Raw genomic sequence first — 16,904 nt, forward strand, 5'->3', positions numbered from 1 at the left:
ACTTGACTTATGGATGAACGCATCTTTTCCTATAAGGCTGGCGCCCCGATTCCTGCTTGGGATTTGGAACACAGGCTATCTATTCACGAACCAGTCGCTCCGGAATGTAAAGATACTGGCACGGTGTTTAGAGTCAATTCCACGTACATGGATGTTACCGATCAGCCATATAGAGATAGGCAGTGGCACGCAGGTGGAGTCCTTACCTCCTGCATCGGCGTTGCCGCCCCATTGGGGCTCATCGGCTATATGTTGATCCATCCACCGAGAGAGTTTGTCTTCACCTTGGCAATAGTCTGGTTAGTACTTCTGGCTAGTTCCGCCACCTTTGCGTATCTGACTTGGAAGTACGGCAAGGATGAGTTCTTCGCATTGAAACGCCGCCCAATCCGATTCCACCGAAAGGAGAAAAAAATATATGCGATCCGTCATCGCCGATTTTTTTCCAAGCCGGGCCAAGGTGATTTCGCATGGGAGATTGCATGGAACGAGAACGCGATCTTCTGCATCCACAAACGGATAGTCAACTACAGGCCCAGCTACCATATAAGGCACTACGAAGTAGACCAAGACGGCAACGTCATTCGTGCCTTCTCGATTGGCCGGACGTGGGAAGGTAAACGAAATCTTCAAGGCTTACTATCGCAATGGAACTATTGGTGCTGGTACATGAATCACGGACCAGCCGATTTACCCAGGCCGCCGCTCTACTTCAAAGAACACGAAACCGCGCTGGAGAGCTTCCTGTTCTGCCTCTACGACTTCGGCACACGCGCCAGCGTCGCTTATCGTATTTCGGTAATGCCGTTCGTCCTGCTGATGACCAGTCATCGCCTCATGGCATTGTGGACTTGCCGCGACCCCGTCTGGCCACAGGCCATCGAGGCACTCAGCACCATCGAACCTGGCGATCCTTACGATGAACCGAGGGGCGGAACACCAACAGGCTGGGGAGAAACCGCGCAGGCCATCGAGCGAGGCGAATACCCCTATGACCCGAAGAGCGACATGAAGGTATGGCGCGGTCAGAAAGATCCGGCCCGGAATGCCTTGCTTTGGGCTGAAGACATTCCTCCCCGGTATTAGGATATTTCCATGGACGAACGAGCGTGCCCGAGCAATTTCGGACAGCCCATTCCAGAATGGGATCTTAGACATCGTCTACCCATCGATAAGCCGGTCAGTTCAGAGCGCAGAGACACCGCAACCATCTTTAGAATCAACTCGACTTATATGGATGTTACGGATCAGCCATTTAAAGATCGGCAATGGCTAGCGGGTGGGGTATTCATTGCCGCTTTCTTTTCAGCATTATTCGCTGTGACATTAATAAGGATTGTCCTAATTCCTGTACCGACGATTAGCATAGGGGTAGTTGCTGTCTACTGCGCATTAATCGGCTCATTGATTCGCGTCACATATATGGCGTTCAAATATGGTCGCGACGAATTCTTTTCACTAACCCGCCGCCCCGTACGCTTCAATCGCAAAGAAAAAAAAATCTATGCCATCCGCCGACGGCGATTCTTCTCCAAGCCGGGCCAAGGCGATATTACATGGGAAATTCCTTGGGATGAAAATGCCATTTTTTGCATTCACCGTGGTGTGGCCCATCACCGCCGTTTCTACGATATTCGATATTACGAGGTTGACCATGACGGCAACGTCACACGTACAGTCGCAATTGGTAAAAAATGGGAAGATGAGGAAAGTCTGGGAGATCTCCTCGCCCAATGGAACTACTGGTGCTGGTACATGAATCATGGTCCAGCAGAATTACCCAAGCCTTTGTTGTTCTTCAAGGAGAAGGAGAACAGCCTGGAGAGCTTTCTGTTCTGCATGTACGGATTCGGCATGCGCGCCAGCGCAAATTATCGCATCTCCATGATGCCGTTCATCTTGCTAATGACCGGATTCCGCCTCATGGCACTGCGGACCTGCCGCGATCCCATCTGGCCTGAGGCAGTCGCCAAAATCAGCATCATCGACCCCGGCGACTCATTCGATCAGCCCGGGGGAGACACGCCAGTGGGTTGGGCGGAAACGGCTCTTGCTCTTGAACGTAACGAGTATCCCGACGGTGACAAAAGAGAAATGAAAAATTGGACGGGTGAAAAAAAAACCTGCTCTTAACGCGCTCCTTTTGGCTAAGGATGTTCCACCAAAAAATTAGTTCTTCATCGGGCATTCTAGGTCGCACAAGCATTAACGATGGCGTATTCGAAAAAATGGAATTCGAGAATGGATGAACGCGTATTTCAATTCAACGTTGGCCAACCCATTCCTAATTGGGATCTGCAACATCGCTTGAGTATCGAACAAGCTGTTGACCCAGGACACAAAGACTCTGCGACCCACTCCCAGCAGTGATGTCGATTCACTACTGAGGAGCGATCGGCTCCACGAAAGAAAGAAAAACAAAGCAGTTATCGAAGCAATTCAACAGACTTCATGCAGATCCTCATGCAACATCTGCGCTTCCCGATCCGGCCTGCTGAAGTCTTCACCGCCTTCCTCGGGACATCCATTTTTCCCGCAGAAGGAAACGCATGCATTCCCATACTACCCGCTGGGACAAGCTCACCCGGCAGCGCCAGCACAATCGCATCCTGCAACTCTTCTTCATCAATGACGACGCCCCCGACGCCGAACTGCTGATCAATCGGCTCGAGGCCAGCGAGGCCCTTAGCCGCGACTACGTGTACACGCTCGAACTGCTCAGCGATGACGCCCACATCCCGCTGGACGCCATGATGGGCAAGCTGCTGCGTGTGGCGCTGACCCGCGCGGACGGCACGCAGCGCCATTTCACCGGCTATGTCGAGCGCTTTGCCTTCCTGCGCAGCGATGGCGGCATCGCCTTCTATGAGGCCCGGCTGGTGCCCTGGCTAGCGTTCCTGGCTTCACGCCACAACAATCGCATCTTCCATCACCTGAGCCTGGAAGGTCTGAGTGCAGCGATCTTTCGTGCCTATCCCATGCATGCCCGATGGGACTGTCAGCTCCGCCATGGTGATCCGGTTCGCACCGAGATGTTTCAGTTCGACGAGAGCGACAGCAACCTGTTGCATCGCCGCTGGGAGGACGCGGGCTGGCATTACCACTACGAACATCAGGCGGACGGCCATCAATTGAGACTGTCGGATGATTCGACCTATGCCAAACCGATCGATGGAACAGGTCAAGTCCCCTTCCAGCGCCATGGCGGCGCCATCGAGGAAGATGGCATGGCCCAATGGTCTGCGGTGCGCCAGTTCCAACCCTCCAGCACACGCCTCTCCAGCTATGATTTCAAGGCGGCGCGGCCACAAGAGGTGGAAGTACCGACACTGAACAAGCAAGGCGCGGTACTACAGGTAGAACATTATGAATATGCAGGCGCCTACGGATTCGCCAATCGTGACGACGGCGACCGCCAAAGTCGCCTGCGCATGGAGGAGTTCGAGGCCGCGGCGCAGGTGTTCGAGGGCACGGGCAATTGCCGCTTTCTCCAGCCGGGCCGGACCTTCCGCCTGACAGGACACTTTTCGGGATCGGCGGCCTCGCATGACCACGACCGGGATCCGGAATTGCTGATCATCAGCGTGGAGCACAGTGCGACCAACAATTATCTGCAGGACTCGGAAACACCACCTTTCTATGCCAACCGCGTGCGCTGCGTGCGCAAACGCATCCCGTGGCGTCCTGGTCGCAGCTATTACAGTCAGCCGACCGCCTTGCTCGGCATACAGACCGCCACCGTCGTCGGTCCCGCCGGAGAAAACCTCCATGTGGATGAGTATGGCCGGGTCAAGGTGCAGTTCCACTGGGACCAGATCGGCCGCAACGATGAACGCAGCTCAGCATGGCTGCGGGTCGCCAGCAGTTGGAGTGGTGGCGAGCAGGGCCTTGTGTCCGTCCCCCGGATCGGGCAACTGGTGATCGTGCAGTGGCTAGGCGGCCATCCGGATCGCCCGATCATTACCGGCTCGGTGGTGAATCAGCTCAACATGCCGCCTTGGACCTTGCCTTCCCAGTCGGCCTTGTCCGGCATGCGCAGCCGCGAACTGGCGCCCCGGACGGGCAACGCACCTGGCGGACGATCCGGCCATGTGCTCTTCGACGACACCCATGAGGCCATCCAGACACAGGTGCGCAGCGATGCCTTCGACAGCCAGCTGGCGCTGGGCCATATCACCCGCATCGAACGCCATGCCGGTCGGCAGGACGCCAGGGGCGAAGGCTTCGAGTTACGCACGGACGCCCATGGTGTTGTCCGTGCCGCACAGGGCCTATTACTCACCAGCGAGCCGCGGCCAAAGGCACATAGACACACCACCGACATAGGTGAAACCGTCGCCCGCCTCACACAGGCGCGCGGCACCGTGGAGAGTCTGAGCAAGCTGGCCCAGGAACACGAGGCACAAGACAAAAATGCCGATCAGTACGATGCTGCACAGGCGATCAAAGCACAAAACGATGCTATCAAAGGTGACGGAGCCGCCAAGGGCGGTCGCTTCCCTGAGTTGACCGAACCGCATCTGGTTCTCTCCAGCCCTAGCGGCATCGAGGCCAGTTCAGGCGCGTCCACCCACCTGGCCAGCGCTGAACATGCCGCCCTCACTGCCGGCAGCCACATTTCCTTGGCTGCCGGCAAATCCTTCTTTGCCAGCGCCGCCGAAAAACTGTCGCTGCTGGCCTATCGGCTCGGCGCCAAGCTCATCGCGGCCAGCGGACGGGTCGAGATCCAGGCGCAGAACGATGGCATGGAGCTCCTCGCGCAAAAGGTGGTGGACATCATCAGCACCCGCGACTGGATCAATCTCAAGGCCAAGAAAGGCATCCGTCTCAATGGAGGGGGCAGCGAACTGGTGATTGCCGAGGGCATCACCGGCTTTACGCAAGGCGCGCATCACGTCCATGCCGCCGATCACCAAACCCTGGGCCCGCAGGGCAGGCCCGCCGAATTCCCCGGTTCACGGCTCTGCCCTGCGCGCGCCAGCGGTGCGGCGCAGTCCGGCAGCGCCAGTGTTGTGCTGTCCTGATTGTGCGAGGAGAACGCATGCAAGCCATTTCGTTTCCCGATGAGGTCATCACCCATGGCCAGGTGCTGGTGGAACCGGCCAATCTGGATCCGCGCTCGCCCTTGCACGAACTGCCCATGCACGTGTGCGAAGTCGGGCGGATCAAGGACGCGGATGACCTGACGCCCAGGCTCATCGACATGGCCACGCTCACTGCCGACCAGCAGCAATGGATGACCACAGCGCTGCGCAGTGCGCCCCATGCAGAAGAGCCTCCCATCCTGTGTGCCTGGCTGGAGAGCGCAGCGGATCCCGAGCGCCTCGTGCGCAGCGTCACACGCTTCCTGATCGGCCCCGGCGTGGAGGACCGCCAGATCTACTGGCGCTATTACGACCCACGCGTGCTGGCACTAACCCTGCAATTATTCTCTGACGAACAAACCCGCGCCCTGCTGGGGCCGGTCACGCAGTGGCGCTTTCCCTGGAGCGGCCACTGGTGGAGCGTCACCGGGCCGGGCGAGGAGGTCGACGTGCTTGGCGGTAGTCGGCCGGCCTGGCCCGACGCCAGCCAGTGGCACAGCCTGGCGCACTGCGATGTGCTCGACAGGGTCCTGCGGCAGCTGCCGGAGAAGCTGGCCGCGTGCACGCCGCCGGAAATCCTGCTGTATCTGCGGCGCGGCGATTCGGCCTTGATGCGCGCACGAAAGGTACTCAAGCTCACCGACCCCGGTGAACTGACGGAGTACGCCTTACATTGCCTGCGCTATGGCAGCGCTTTTCTGGACCATCCCCCACTGCATGGTGCCTGGCCTGCGCTGGCCAGTGGCGAGCTCAGCTGGAACGCCCTGCTCCAGCGGCTCGGTCCGGATGATTATCGGCAGATGGACGCTGTGCGTCATCTGATTTCCCCTACCACAGGAGCAGCACGATGAACGGATGCAATTTCTGCGACAAGAAAGGCTTGCTGATCTATCCGGTGCGCTATGCCGTGGCCAGTCCTTATGGCGCGGCAGGAGTACCGGGGCTTTCCGGCAATTTCAAGATCGAGGGCGCACCGCAGTCTGCCGGTGCGGCGAAATACAGCTTGCGGGCGCTGCGTCCTGGCTATCTCTATACCTATGACGAGAAGCGCAGACGGCTCAAGGCTTATGTGGTCATGCCGACCGGACACCTTTGGCACTATCCGCTGGAGTACAACCCGCCCCATCCGGCGAAGCTCCGTTTTGCCTGCACCGATCCAGGCGAGCTGGTGCGCGCCTATTGCGTCGACATCCCCCACACGGCGTCCGACCCGGCCGGCAACTTCTGGATCGGCTGGTCCAATGTGCAATGGACCAAGGCCTTGCTAAAGAAGGTCAGTGACGCGGGCTGGCGCAAGAAGCACATGCAGTGCATCGATATCCCGGCGATGCTGGCAGGCAGTGCGGTCCATACCGGCGAGTTCAACGCGAGTGCGGACAAGGTGGCGCATTTCGTAGCGGACGAAGCCGCCATGAAAAAGGCCTACGCCTTCAGCAACACGCCCATTGAATCCGAGACACGCAAGCTCGCCACTGCCGTGCGTTTCAAGGCGATCATGGCGGAGCACGGGCCGCATCACAAAGGTTACATTGCCGCGCTCAATGATCCGGTCGGAATGACCAACGACTTGAGTGAATTGACGATGCCGGACTTGCAGGCCGGGTTCGATGAAAAGATGCATCAGTCAAAAATGATTGCCGACCTTTTGACGATCACCGAGCAAAGCGTGCGCAAGCAGGCTCGGGAAGACGTCGAGTTCAGCGACAAGGTTGCGGAGATGTCGGCCAACCATCCTGATGGCGACACCTACAACAGTGCGAAGACCGTGTTCGCAATGATTAAGGCGGGCGGCCCCGGACGCTATGCCGAAAAGCAGAGGGAAAAGCGGAAAAAGTATGGGGAAGATCAGGCCGGCCGCATGCAGGCCGCTGAAGACGAGGCATGGTATGACCTGACACATGACAATGACAAGCCGACGCTGGACATGAAACGAATCGAGGAGTTTCCCGCGCAGTACGAAGCCGCACTCAGGGAATTCGAACCGCGCTTTCTACAGCTGGTGATGGCGCATCTTGGCTGGCTCAAGAGCGAGCAATTAGCGAACTGGATGGAGGGCGTTCATGACGATGCCGATATCCGCAGTGGTTATGCTTACAGCGAATCAATGTCGCAATGCATCGGCAAGGCCGCTTGCTCCAAGCCATGTATTGAGCAGCTTACGCGATGGATCTCCAGCGACGATCTCAAGGACCGGCGCAACTTGTATGGCCGCGCCCTGCTGTTCAATCAGGCCGATATCATCGCCGCGACTGAGACGCAGCTCAAGGGCAGCGATATCCAGTTCGAGAACATCCTCAACGTCTACAAGGGTGCTGTTGAGCGGTTGCACGATCCGATGATTGAGGAGCAACTGATTGATCGTTTGGCGCTGACAACAGGTAATGTAGTTTCAAAGGCCATCAGTGAAAACAGCAATGTCCTGGCGCGAGGACTGGGGAGAATCCACCTTCATCTGCTCGGTGGTGCCGCCATCAAGATCAGCGACATGAGAAGTGAAGACGTGGTGCACTGGGCTCTCTCTCAGGCACGCGAACAGGGTATCAAACTTGAGACACGTCGACAGCAAACCAGAGCAGACGCCCGCCAAGAGGTAGCCCGCGTACGCAAGGAAGTCAAGGAAGCTAAGGTGGGTCAGCGCTTCATCGCCTACGAGTTGGATATCGCCAAACTTGAAAAGGAAGGGCGCATCGCACCGGGAAGCATCAAGGGCATTGGCCTTCCTGGCGTTGCCATGGCGCAGAAGTGGCTTGGGTCTGGATCACCGCGTGATTTCAAGCTTGGCGTGGTGACCATGATCGTACAGATGGTGGCTCTCACATTTGCGACGAAAGATCTTGCGAACAACGATCAATTCAACCGGCTAGAAACACGCTTGAAAGTAACGCTGGCAATCGTCAGCCTGACAGCGACCATTGTAGAAATTGCAGCGGTAAGCGCTGACCCAGCGATGGAGCATCCATTGGGAGCGTTTATTCGGAGGCAATGGGCGGTGAGCGAAAAGGCTTTAGAAAGAATAATAAAAGGAGCTAGATTTTTCGGGGCTCTCGCAGGAGTCGTGGCAGGTTTCTACGACATCTTGGTCAACTCATCAAATGCCAATAAGGCCGGGGACGAAAGGCTATCCGATCTATATTTCATCAATGGAATATTGGGAATAGTGCTCCCGGCCGCGATCTATTTCTCGATAGGCGCAATAGCTTGGCCTCTCTTCATTTTTTCTTTCGTGGTAGGAATCGCAATAGCTTATTACAACGCCAGCGCATTAAAGAATTGGGTGGCCCGCTGCGAATTTTCAACCGGTGAAAAGTACAACTCCTTTGAGATGCAATTGAAAGCATTTAACGATGCGACGGGAGGATGACCTATGGATGAACGTATATTTCAATTCAAATCAGGCCAAGCCATACCTGAATGGGACCTAAGACATCGTCTCCATATTCAAAGATCTGTTGGTCCTGAACGGAAAGACTCATCTACGATCTTCAGAATCAATTCCAGTTACATGGATGTTACAGATCAACCCTATCGGGATCGTCAATGGCAGGCTGCTGGGGTGCTCACCTTTCTCCTGGGAATCGCTGCATCACTTTTTTATGGCACCAGCGTCATGCAAAACTCAAGCAACAATCCTGATAGCGATCCGATCATGTCAATTTTCTTAGTAATGGCAGCAATTTCAATGTTGGGATTTTTTTCCTTCAAATACGGTCGAGACGAATTCTTCTCATTGAAACGCCGTCCTATCCGCTTTGATCGAAAACAGAAAAAAATCTATGCCATCCGCCGTCGCAGATTCTTCGCCAAGCCGGGTCAAGGCGATATCACATGGGAAGTTCCCTGGGATGAAAACGCCATCTTCTGTATCCATCGCGGCGTGGTCCATCACCGGCACGTCTACCATATTCGACACTACGAGGTTGACCAGGACGGCAATGTATTGCGTGCATTCTCGATCGGTCGAAAATGGGAAGGTGATGAAAGCCTGGAAGATCTTCTCTCGCAATGGAACTACTGGTGCTGGTACATGAATCACGGCCCTGCGGAGTTACCCAAGCCCCTCCTCTTCTTCAAGGAAAAAGAGAACATGCTGGAGAGCTTTCTATTCTGCATGTATGACTTCGGTATGCGCGCCAGCGCAGCCTACCGCATCATTATGATGCCGGCCATTCTTCTGATGACCAGTCACCGCTTGATGGCGCTCTGGACTTGCCGCGCACCGATCTGGCCTGACGCTGTTGTCAAGGTCAGCGCCATTGAACCTGACGATCCTTTCGACCAACCTTCGGGCCCCACTCCGGTAGGTTGGGCCGAGACAACACATGCCATTGATCGCAACGAATATCCCGATGGCGACAAAAGAGAAATGAAAAACTGGAGTGGAGAAAAGAATCCTACAGTTAACGCTCTACTCTGGGCCAAAGACGTTCCTCCTGAACATTAAAGCATCGGCAAAAAAAACGTATCTCGCAAAGGCGGGAACCAGAACGACGTGGGGCAAGAATGGACGAACGCATATTCCAATTCAAAAAAGGCCAGCCAATTCCAGAATGGGATTGGCAGCATCGCTTAAGCATTGACCAGCCTGTTGGCCCTGAATGCAAAGATACCGGCACGATCTTCAGAATCAATTCCACTTATATGGACGTCACTGATCAACCCTACATGGATAGGCAGTGGCAAGCCGGTGGGGTGCTCGTTGCCTGCATCGGCATCGCTGCATTTCTCTCGTTTTCGATAAGCGCAGTACGCCATTCCCTCATCACGCGTCAAAGCATTCCAATGCTGACGATCTTCATCGTTGTATTCGCGCTGTCCGCCTTAGCGTTTATCGCCTTCAAATATGGACGCGACGAATTCTTCGCATTGAAGCGACGTCCTATCCGCTTCAATCGTAAAGAGAAAAAAATCTACGCCGTCCGTCGTCGGAGATTCTTCGCCAAGCCAGGTCAAGGAGACGTCACCTGGGAAATTCCCTGGAATGAACATTCGATTTTCTGTATTCATAGGGGAACATCCAACCACCAGAATACCTATCACATTCGACATTACGAATTAGATGAAGACGGCAAGGTTGTGCGAGCGTTTGCGCTCGGTCGAAAGTGGGAAGCCAAGGAAAACCTCCAAGGTTTGCTCTCTCAATGGAATTACTGGTGCTGGTATATGAATCGAGGTCCGGCTGAATTACCCAAGCCGCCGCTCTTCTTCAGCGAGCGCGAAAATACCCAGGAGAGTTTCCTTTTTTGCTTGTACGACTTCGGCCTGCGAGCCAGCGCTTCGTACCGAATTGCGATGATGCCATTCATCCTAGTTCTAACCAGTCATCGTCTCATGGCGATGTGGACCTGCCGTGATCCTATCTGGCCAAAGTCAGTGGAAGATTTCTGCGTACTTGAACCTGACGATCCTTACGATCAACCGAACGGCAATACACCCATCGGTTGGGGAGCCACCGTGCTTGCGAAACAACGTGAGCAATATCCCCACGATCCAAAGTGTGAAATGGAAACATGGCGCGGTGAAAAAGATCCTGCTCTGAATGCCTTGCTTTGGGCTGCAGACATTCCTCCACGAAATTAGGAATTCCCATGGATGAACGTGCGTTCCCCTATAAAGTCGGCCAGCCTGTTCCTGAATGGGATTTGAGGCACCGCCTGCCCATCGAGAAACCAGTCAGTTCCGAATGCCAAGATGCCGGCACCATCTTCCGAATCAACTCCACTTACATGGATGTGACGGATCAGCCATATATGTATCGGCAAGATCAAGTCTTTTTAGTACTGATCTTCGCTTTTACTTCGGTAATTCTCGCGGTGGCTCCAATATGGCTTTTTTCAAACTCCGTACCAGACCTGGACATAGGGACGGTTGTCATCTTCGGTATCGCCATCGGCACATCGATACATTACGCACGGATTACCTTCAAGCATGGGCGAGACGAATTCTTTTCATTGCGCCGCCGTCCTATCCGCTTTCATCGGAAAGATAAAAAGATCTACGCCATCCGACGCCGCCGGTTCTTTGCAAAACCAGGCCAGGGCGATGTCACATGGGAAGTTCCCTGGAATGACAGTTCCATTTTCTGCATCCACTACGGCATGGTTCATTTCAGACGTGTCTACCATATTCGATGCTATGAGGTCGATCAAAACGGTAACGTCATACGTGCTTTTTCCATCGGCCGGAGTTGGCAGGAGCACGAAGGATTGGAGGGTCTACTAGCCCAATGGAACTATTGGTGCCGGTACATGAATCAAGGCCCCGGGGGAATTGCCATCGCCGCGACTCTACTTCAAGGAGCGGGAAGACAGAGCAGAGAGCTTCCTTTTTTGCATCGGTGGTTTTGACGTACGCATCGGTCCGATCTTTCTTCGGCTGTTAATCATACCGTTCGTTCTGATGGAGACCAGTCACCGCCTTCTGGCACTCTGGACTTGCCGGGATCCAATCTGGCCTGACGCAGTGGCCAAGCTCAGTGCCATTGAAACCGACGATCCTTTCGATCAACCGTCAGGGCGCACTCCGGCAGGTTGGGCGGAGACAACACATGCCATTGATCGCAACGAGTATCCCAACGGCGACAAACGAGAAATGAAAAACTGGCACGGCAAAAAAGACCCCGCCGCCAACGCTCTGCTCTGGGCACAAGACACCCCACCCCTCCTCAAATGAAAGCCCCCCATGAAAGACCAACAAGGTAGAGCCGTGATCCGCCTGGGTGACAAGACCTCCCACGGCGGCGAAGTGATTTCAGCCAGCGATACGCTCAAGGCCATGGGCAAAGGCGTTGCGCTTGAAGGGGATATGACGACCTGCCCCAAGTGCAAGGGGCAATTCGCCATCCAGCCAGGCGGTGGCAACAGCACCCGCAAACATCATGGCAAACAAGTCGCCTATCACGGAGATACGACGACCTGCGGCGCCAGCCTGATTGCATCGCTTTAAGCGCTTTAATCGCTTCAGGCCGTCACGGCAAGCAAGACCATCACTGCCCGTCCTCGGACTGCTCCTTGTTGATCTCGGCGAACTTGGCCGCCATGGTCGGATTGCCCCGCGTCAAGCGCTTGATGGTCACATCCTGCGCCTTGTCATTGGCCAGGCGCAGGTTGCGGTCGGTGCCCAGCAAGGCTTCCTTGGTCTTCTGCAAGTGGTCGATGGACTTGTCGATCTCGTCGATGGCGGTCTGGAAGCGGCGCGAGGCCAGGTCGTAGTTCTTGGCGAAGGCCGCCTTGAAGGTGTCCAGCTCGGATTCGAAGTTGGTGATGTCGATGTTCTGCGCCTTCACCAGCGCCAGTTCGTTCTTGTATTTCAGGGAATTGAGCGCGGCATTCCTCAGCAGCGTGATGATGGGAATGAAGAACTGCGGGCGCACCACGTACATCTTGGGATAGCGATGGAAGACATCGACGATTCCCGTGTTGTAGAGCTCACTGTCCGGCTCCAGCATCGAGACCAGGACGGCGTATTCACAGCCCTTTTCCTGGCGGTCCTTGTCCAGCTCCTTCAGGAAATCTTCGTTGCGGTTCTTGGTGGCGGTGCGATCGCTCTCGTTCTTCATCTCGAACATAATGGAGACGATCTCGGTGCCGCCTTCATCCGTATCGCGGAAGATGTAGTCGCCCTTGCTGCCGCTGCGGGCGTCATTGTCCTTCTCGAAATAGGCGCGCGGAAAGGCGGTGGCGCGGATGCGGTTGAATTCGGTCTCGCAGTGCTGCTCCAGGGTTTCGCCGACCATCTTGGTGGAGAGCCGCGCCTTCATGTCGCGCAGGCGCTCGATCATGTCTTCGCGATCCTTCAACTGGGTTTCGTACTTGTCCTTCAGGGATTGCTCGGCCAGCTGCTTTTCCAGCTCGGAGCGCATGAGGCTGCTCTTGAGCTCGTCGCGCTCCTTCTCCACCGCACCGACGGCTTCGTTGACGGCCAGCTTCTGGGACAGTGCAATGGATTCCATGCGCGCCTTGAGGGTCTGGATTTCGGCGTCCTTGTCGCTGACGGTCTGCTGCAATTGCTGCGCCAGGCGCGCTTCGGCCAGTTGCAGGTCAGCTTGTTTTTCCTTCCGGGCCTGCTCCAGGTCGTAGGCCAGCTTGTCGCGCTCGCGCTCCACCTGGGCCATGGCTTCGGCCACCGCCATCTTCTGGGCCAGCTCGCCGGCTTCGAGCCTCGATTTCAGTTCCTGGATCTCGGCATCACGGGCCGCCGCGGCCTTCTGCAACTCCGCCTCGGCCTTGGCGCGGGCCAGTTCGATGGCGTTGCGCTTGTCCTGCTCGGCCAGTTCCAGGCGCTCGTGCAATTGCTGCTCGAAGGCGCTGTCGCGGACTTGCGCGAGGATGTCGGCGTAACCGGCTTCATCGATCTTGAAGGCTTTGTTGCAGTAGGGGCAGATGATGTCGTGCATGAGTAGTCGAAATCCTGATGGGCGGGTGAGCGGTGCTGGCTAAAAGAAAGACGACAATGCGGTCAGCGGAAAAATGGGATCGGAAACGGGCATGCGACCAGACTGCATCGCGCTTCATTCATCCGATCGTCGATTCAGCAAGCAGTTGGCTCATTCACTATTGTGCGAAGACTTCTTGCAGCGCTTCCAATGTATGCGCAAGGGTCTTGTCGGTTACGCGACCGAGTTTCTTGACCAACCGCTCTTTGTCGAGCGTGCGCATCTGATCCAACACGATGAGCCCTTTTTTCTTCTCAAACGTGATGGGAACTCGATACGGTGCGGGCTTACTGCCTGTGGTCATCGGAACGACAATCACCGTGCGCAGATAATCATGCATCTCTGCCGGCGAGACAACAACGCATGGCCTGGTTTTATTGATTTCGCTACCCACTGTTGGGTCGAGCGCAGCCAACCAGATTTCTCCGCGCCTCACCATTCCAAGTCCTTGTCACCATCGTTTGCAAACTCAGGCCAGACAAGGGCGTCATCGTGCGCAGCCGCAATTTTCTGACTCGCTTGAGCCCAACCCTCTCGCGGGCGCTTTTCCAACTTGCGGATCACGATCTTGTCGTCTTCAACGTCAATATCGATATCCTCATCGACAAGCATTCCGATCTTGGCCAGAAATGGCTTGGGAATCAGTACACCTTGCGAGTTACCCATTTTGCGGATTGATGTCTTCATTGGTCTCACCGAGTCAATACAATGTTGTTACTTCAAATAGCCACGTCCATACAATGTTATTACAACGTAGGTGAAACATCTATCACTGAAATACATCAGCAAACATATATATCTCATAAAGTCTTTGAATCGAGTGAGCCATCATAACCATGATCAGGTGCTTCTGGCGCTGAGAGACCGTGGGCGATGAAGCGTGGTGCAAGTGCGGGCTGCTTCAGCCAGCGATGGAGGGTGGGGGAGACGCAGGGGGGAGATCCGTAGCGCCAATGCGAAAAGCCCGCACAAGGCGGGCTTTTCTGAATTTTGGTGGAAAGTGCAAGGTTTGAACTTGCGACCCCTGCAGTGTGAATGCAGTGCTCTACCACTGAGCTAACCTTCCATACCTGACTGGCTTTTTGCTGCAGCGCCAATCGAGAAGCGAGATTATGCCAATGTTTTTCGTCCTGCGCAAGTGCTTCGTAAATAATTCTTCATTTTTATCGAAAGCGCTGCCGTACGACGACAAAGACCCCAGCGCTGCGCCGTTTCACGCTGCCTCTGCAGTCGCCTCCGGCGGCGGCGGTTCGAAACGCCAGACGCAGCTGCCGCGGGCTTCCTTGTCGAGCTGGTTCAGCACATCTTCATGCAGACCCAGCTCTTCCTCGCTGGCCGCCACCACGATCACCTCGGCCAGCGGCGCCAGCTCCAGCTTGCCCTCGCCTTCACTGACATCTTCCTCCGCGCCCAGATCCATGGTCAGGGAATTCTGACCACGGGTCATGGAGAGATAGACTTCGGCCAGCAACTCCGCATCCAGCAGCGCGCCGTGCAGGACGCGGTGGGCGTTGGAAATGCCATAGCGGTCGCACAGCGCATCGAGCGAATTGCGCCGGCCAGGGTGCAGTTCCTTGGCCATCTGCAGCGAGTCCACCACGTCGATCACGTGATCCTTGAAGGGCGGCAGGCCCAGCAAGGCCAGTTCGGCATCGAGGAAGCCGACGTCGAAGGGGGCGTTGTGGATGATGATCTGCGCCCCGCGTACATAGTCGAGGAACTCGGCGGCGATCTGCTTGAAGGTGGGCTTGTCGGCCAGGAATTCGGTGGTCAGGCCGTGGACGGCCAGCGCGCCTTCTTCGGAGTCACGCTCGGGGTTGATGTAGAAATGCAGGTTCTTGCCCGACAACTGGCGGTTGAGCACTTCCACGCAACCGATTTCCAGGATGCGGTTGCCGTTGCGTGGCGAAAGGCCCGTGGTTTCGGTATCGAGGATGATCTGACGCATGTTTGCTCCTGCTGATGCTGTTGCTTGTGCTGATACGGGGGACTGCTGCGGATGGAACGACGGACGTGTCTTTAAATACTTTCCACGCCGCGATTGGCCAACTGGTCGGCGCGCTCGTTGCCGGCGTGGCCGTTGTGACCGCGCACCCAGCGCCACTCTACCTGATGCTGCTGCTGGGCGGCGTCCAGCGCCTGCCAGAGGTCGGCATTCTTGACCGGCTCCTTGCTGGCGGTCTTCCAGCCACGGGCCTTCCAGCCGTGGATCCACTCGCTGATGCCCTTCTGCACATACTGGCTGTCGGTATGCACCACCACTTCGCAGGGGCGCTTGAGGGCATTGAGGGCCTGAATCACCGCCATCAGTTCCATGCGGTTGTTGGTGGTGTTGGGCTCGCCGCCGAAGATTTCCTTTTCCTTGCCGCCGGCTACCAGCAAAGCGCCCCAGCCGCCACGGCCAGGGTTGCCCTTGCAGGCGCCATCGGAATAAATCTCTACTTTGTCCATGCTCTTCAATCTATCTGCACTATTTGCTTACAGGCTCGGGTGGCCGGGCCGCGATGATACCTGATCGCGCCGCCCTGCTCCCGGTTTGTTCAGTCGATCTTCAGTCGGTCTTGTGGATGCGGTTGGTCACTGGCACGCCACGCGGCGCCTTCACTTTCTGGCGCTGCAGGGCCGGGCCGATCAGGCGCATGCCGGGCACGCGCTTGATGGCCTGCACGATGTAGACCGCGCCCAGATAGGGCCACCAGCGGTCGCCGGCCTTTTCCATGAAGCCGAAACGGTCCAGCCATTGCGTGGTCTCGCAGGGCGGCGCATAGCAGCCGAAGTGGCCGCGATTGACTTCCATGTTCAGCAGCTTCAACCAGTCCTTCAGGCGCGGCAGGCGGATGAATTCGCCATCCTGCGGCAGGAAGTGCGCGCCGGTCAGCCGGCCGGCGACCTGCCGCACGCCCCACAGGCTGCTGGGATTGAAGCCGCAGATGATGACCTGGCCTTCCGGGATCAGCACGCGCTCGACCTCGCGCAGCACCTGGTGCGGCTCGGCAGCAAACTCCAGCACGTGCGGCAGCACTACCAGGTCCAGGCTCTGGGTGGCAAAGGGCAATTCACCAAAGTCGGGGATCACCACCTGCGGGATCTCCAGCTCGGACTGGCCCTCTTCGGGCATGCTCTTGTCGGCCAGCCAGCGGTAGGGCATGCGGTTGGCCTGCAAGGCGTGGATCTGGGGCGAGCCGATCTGCACGGCGTTGAAACCGAAGATGTCGGCGGTCAGCGCATTGAGGTGACGCTGCTCCCATTGGCGCAGGTAATTGCCGGTGGGCGTCTGCAACCAGGCCGCGAGGTCTATAATTTCCGCGTTGCTAGCGTTTTCAGCAAGTTCAGCCTTGTCAGCCATCTCTTCTTTCGCGCCTCATGACCCAGCCAGCCAAGCCAGCCCA

The 16,904-nt window shown here is 56.4% G+C and carries 14 protein-coding genes, 1 tRNA gene and 1 pseudogene; 9 read left to right on the top strand and 7 right to left on the bottom strand.

The window, feature by feature from the left end; translation table 11 throughout:
- Nucleotides 1-9 precede the first annotated feature (9 nt).
- The 9 genes and pseudogenes from ACP92_RS16990 (at nucleotide 10) to ACP92_RS17030 (ending at nucleotide 12,026) form a co-directional block, all read left to right on the top strand.
- Nucleotides 10-1,086 carry a DUF6708 domain-containing protein gene (locus ACP92_RS16990; protein ID WP_013235347.1) on the top strand — a complete coding sequence of 359 codons (1,077 nt, stop codon included), beginning with the start codon at nucleotides 10-12 and terminating at the stop codon, nucleotides 1,084-1,086.
- A gap of 9 nt (nucleotides 1,087-1,095) precedes the next feature.
- Nucleotides 1,096-2,133 (top strand): DUF6708 domain-containing protein, encoded by a 1,038-nt coding sequence (locus tag ACP92_RS16995; RefSeq protein WP_013235348.1) that lies wholly within the window; start codon nucleotides 1,096-1,098, stop codon nucleotides 2,131-2,133.
- Nucleotides 2,134-2,549: 416 nt separating this feature from the next.
- Complete coding sequence (locus tag ACP92_RS17000; RefSeq protein WP_013235350.1) at nucleotides 2,550-5,024, top strand: type VI secretion system Vgr family protein; 2,475 nt, start codon at nucleotides 2,550-2,552, stop codon at nucleotides 5,022-5,024.
- A gap of 17 nt (nucleotides 5,025-5,041) precedes the next feature.
- Nucleotides 5,042-5,935: a DUF4123 domain-containing protein gene (locus tag ACP92_RS17005; protein WP_041311054.1), complete on the top strand. Its 894-nt coding sequence runs from the start codon at nucleotides 5,042-5,044 to the stop codon at nucleotides 5,933-5,935.
- Entirely contained in the window at nucleotides 5,932-8,445 is a 2,514-nt protein-coding gene (locus tag ACP92_RS24665; RefSeq protein WP_048348601.1) for a T6SS effector BTH_I2691 family protein, read from the top strand. The genes ACP92_RS17005 and ACP92_RS24665 overlap by 4 nt, the downstream gene beginning before the upstream one ends.
- A gap of 3 nt (nucleotides 8,446-8,448) precedes the next feature.
- Complete coding sequence (locus ACP92_RS17015) at nucleotides 8,449-9,525, top strand: DUF6708 domain-containing protein (protein ID WP_013235353.1); 1,077 nt, start codon at nucleotides 8,449-8,451, stop codon at nucleotides 9,523-9,525.
- 59 nt (nucleotides 9,526-9,584) lie between these two features.
- Entirely contained in the window at nucleotides 9,585-10,661 is a 1,077-nt protein-coding gene (locus ACP92_RS17020) for a DUF6708 domain-containing protein (RefSeq protein WP_013235354.1), read from the top strand.
- Between the two features lie 8 nt (nucleotides 10,662-10,669).
- Nucleotides 10,670-11,753: pseudogene (locus tag ACP92_RS17025) on the top strand (DUF6708 domain-containing protein).
- A 9-nt stretch (nucleotides 11,754-11,762) separates the two neighbouring features.
- Nucleotides 11,763-12,026, top strand: a complete 264-nt coding sequence (locus ACP92_RS17030; protein WP_013235356.1) for a PAAR domain-containing protein — start codon at nucleotides 11,763-11,765, stop codon at nucleotides 12,024-12,026.
- A 40-nt stretch (nucleotides 12,027-12,066) separates the two neighbouring features.
- Here the strand turns inward: ACP92_RS17030 and ACP92_RS17035 are convergent, their stop codons facing one another.
- From ACP92_RS17035 to ACP92_RS17065, 7 genes are all read right to left on the bottom strand, one after another.
- Nucleotides 12,067-13,476, bottom strand: a complete 1,410-nt coding sequence (locus ACP92_RS17035) for a DUF2130 domain-containing protein (protein ID WP_013235357.1) — start codon at nucleotides 13,474-13,476, stop codon at nucleotides 12,067-12,069.
- A gap of 157 nt (nucleotides 13,477-13,633) precedes the next feature.
- Nucleotides 13,634-13,954: a type II toxin-antitoxin system PemK/MazF family toxin gene (locus tag ACP92_RS17040; protein WP_013235358.1), complete on the bottom strand. Its 321-nt coding sequence runs from the start codon at nucleotides 13,952-13,954 to the stop codon at nucleotides 13,634-13,636.
- On the bottom strand, nucleotides 13,948-14,202 hold the full coding sequence (locus ACP92_RS17045) for an AbrB/MazE/SpoVT family DNA-binding domain-containing protein (protein WP_041311057.1): 255 nt from the start codon (nucleotides 14,200-14,202) through the stop codon (nucleotides 13,948-13,950). The genes ACP92_RS17040 and ACP92_RS17045 overlap by 7 nt, the downstream gene beginning before the upstream one ends.
- Before the next feature lie 304 nt (nucleotides 14,203-14,506).
- Nucleotides 14,507-14,581: transfer RNA gene (locus ACP92_RS17050), tRNA-Val, on the bottom strand.
- Nucleotides 14,582-14,728: 147 nt separating this feature from the next.
- Nucleotides 14,729-15,463: a DNA polymerase III subunit epsilon gene (dnaQ, locus tag ACP92_RS17055; protein ID WP_013235359.1), complete on the bottom strand. Its 735-nt coding sequence runs from the start codon at nucleotides 15,461-15,463 to the stop codon at nucleotides 14,729-14,731.
- A 71-nt stretch (nucleotides 15,464-15,534) separates the two neighbouring features.
- Complete coding sequence (gene rnhA / locus ACP92_RS17060) at nucleotides 15,535-15,966, bottom strand: ribonuclease HI (RefSeq protein ID WP_013235360.1); 432 nt, start codon at nucleotides 15,964-15,966, stop codon at nucleotides 15,535-15,537.
- 100 nt (nucleotides 15,967-16,066) lie between these two features.
- Nucleotides 16,067-16,861, bottom strand: a complete 795-nt coding sequence (locus ACP92_RS17065; protein ID WP_013235361.1) for a class I SAM-dependent methyltransferase — start codon at nucleotides 16,859-16,861, stop codon at nucleotides 16,067-16,069.
- Nucleotides 16,862-16,904: the final 43 nt, after the last annotated feature.

Origin of the sequence: Herbaspirillum seropedicae, from assembly GCF_001040945.1 — a bacterium.
Taxonomy (GTDB): domain Bacteria; phylum Pseudomonadota; class Gammaproteobacteria; order Burkholderiales; family Burkholderiaceae_D; genus Herbaspirillum; species Herbaspirillum seropedicae.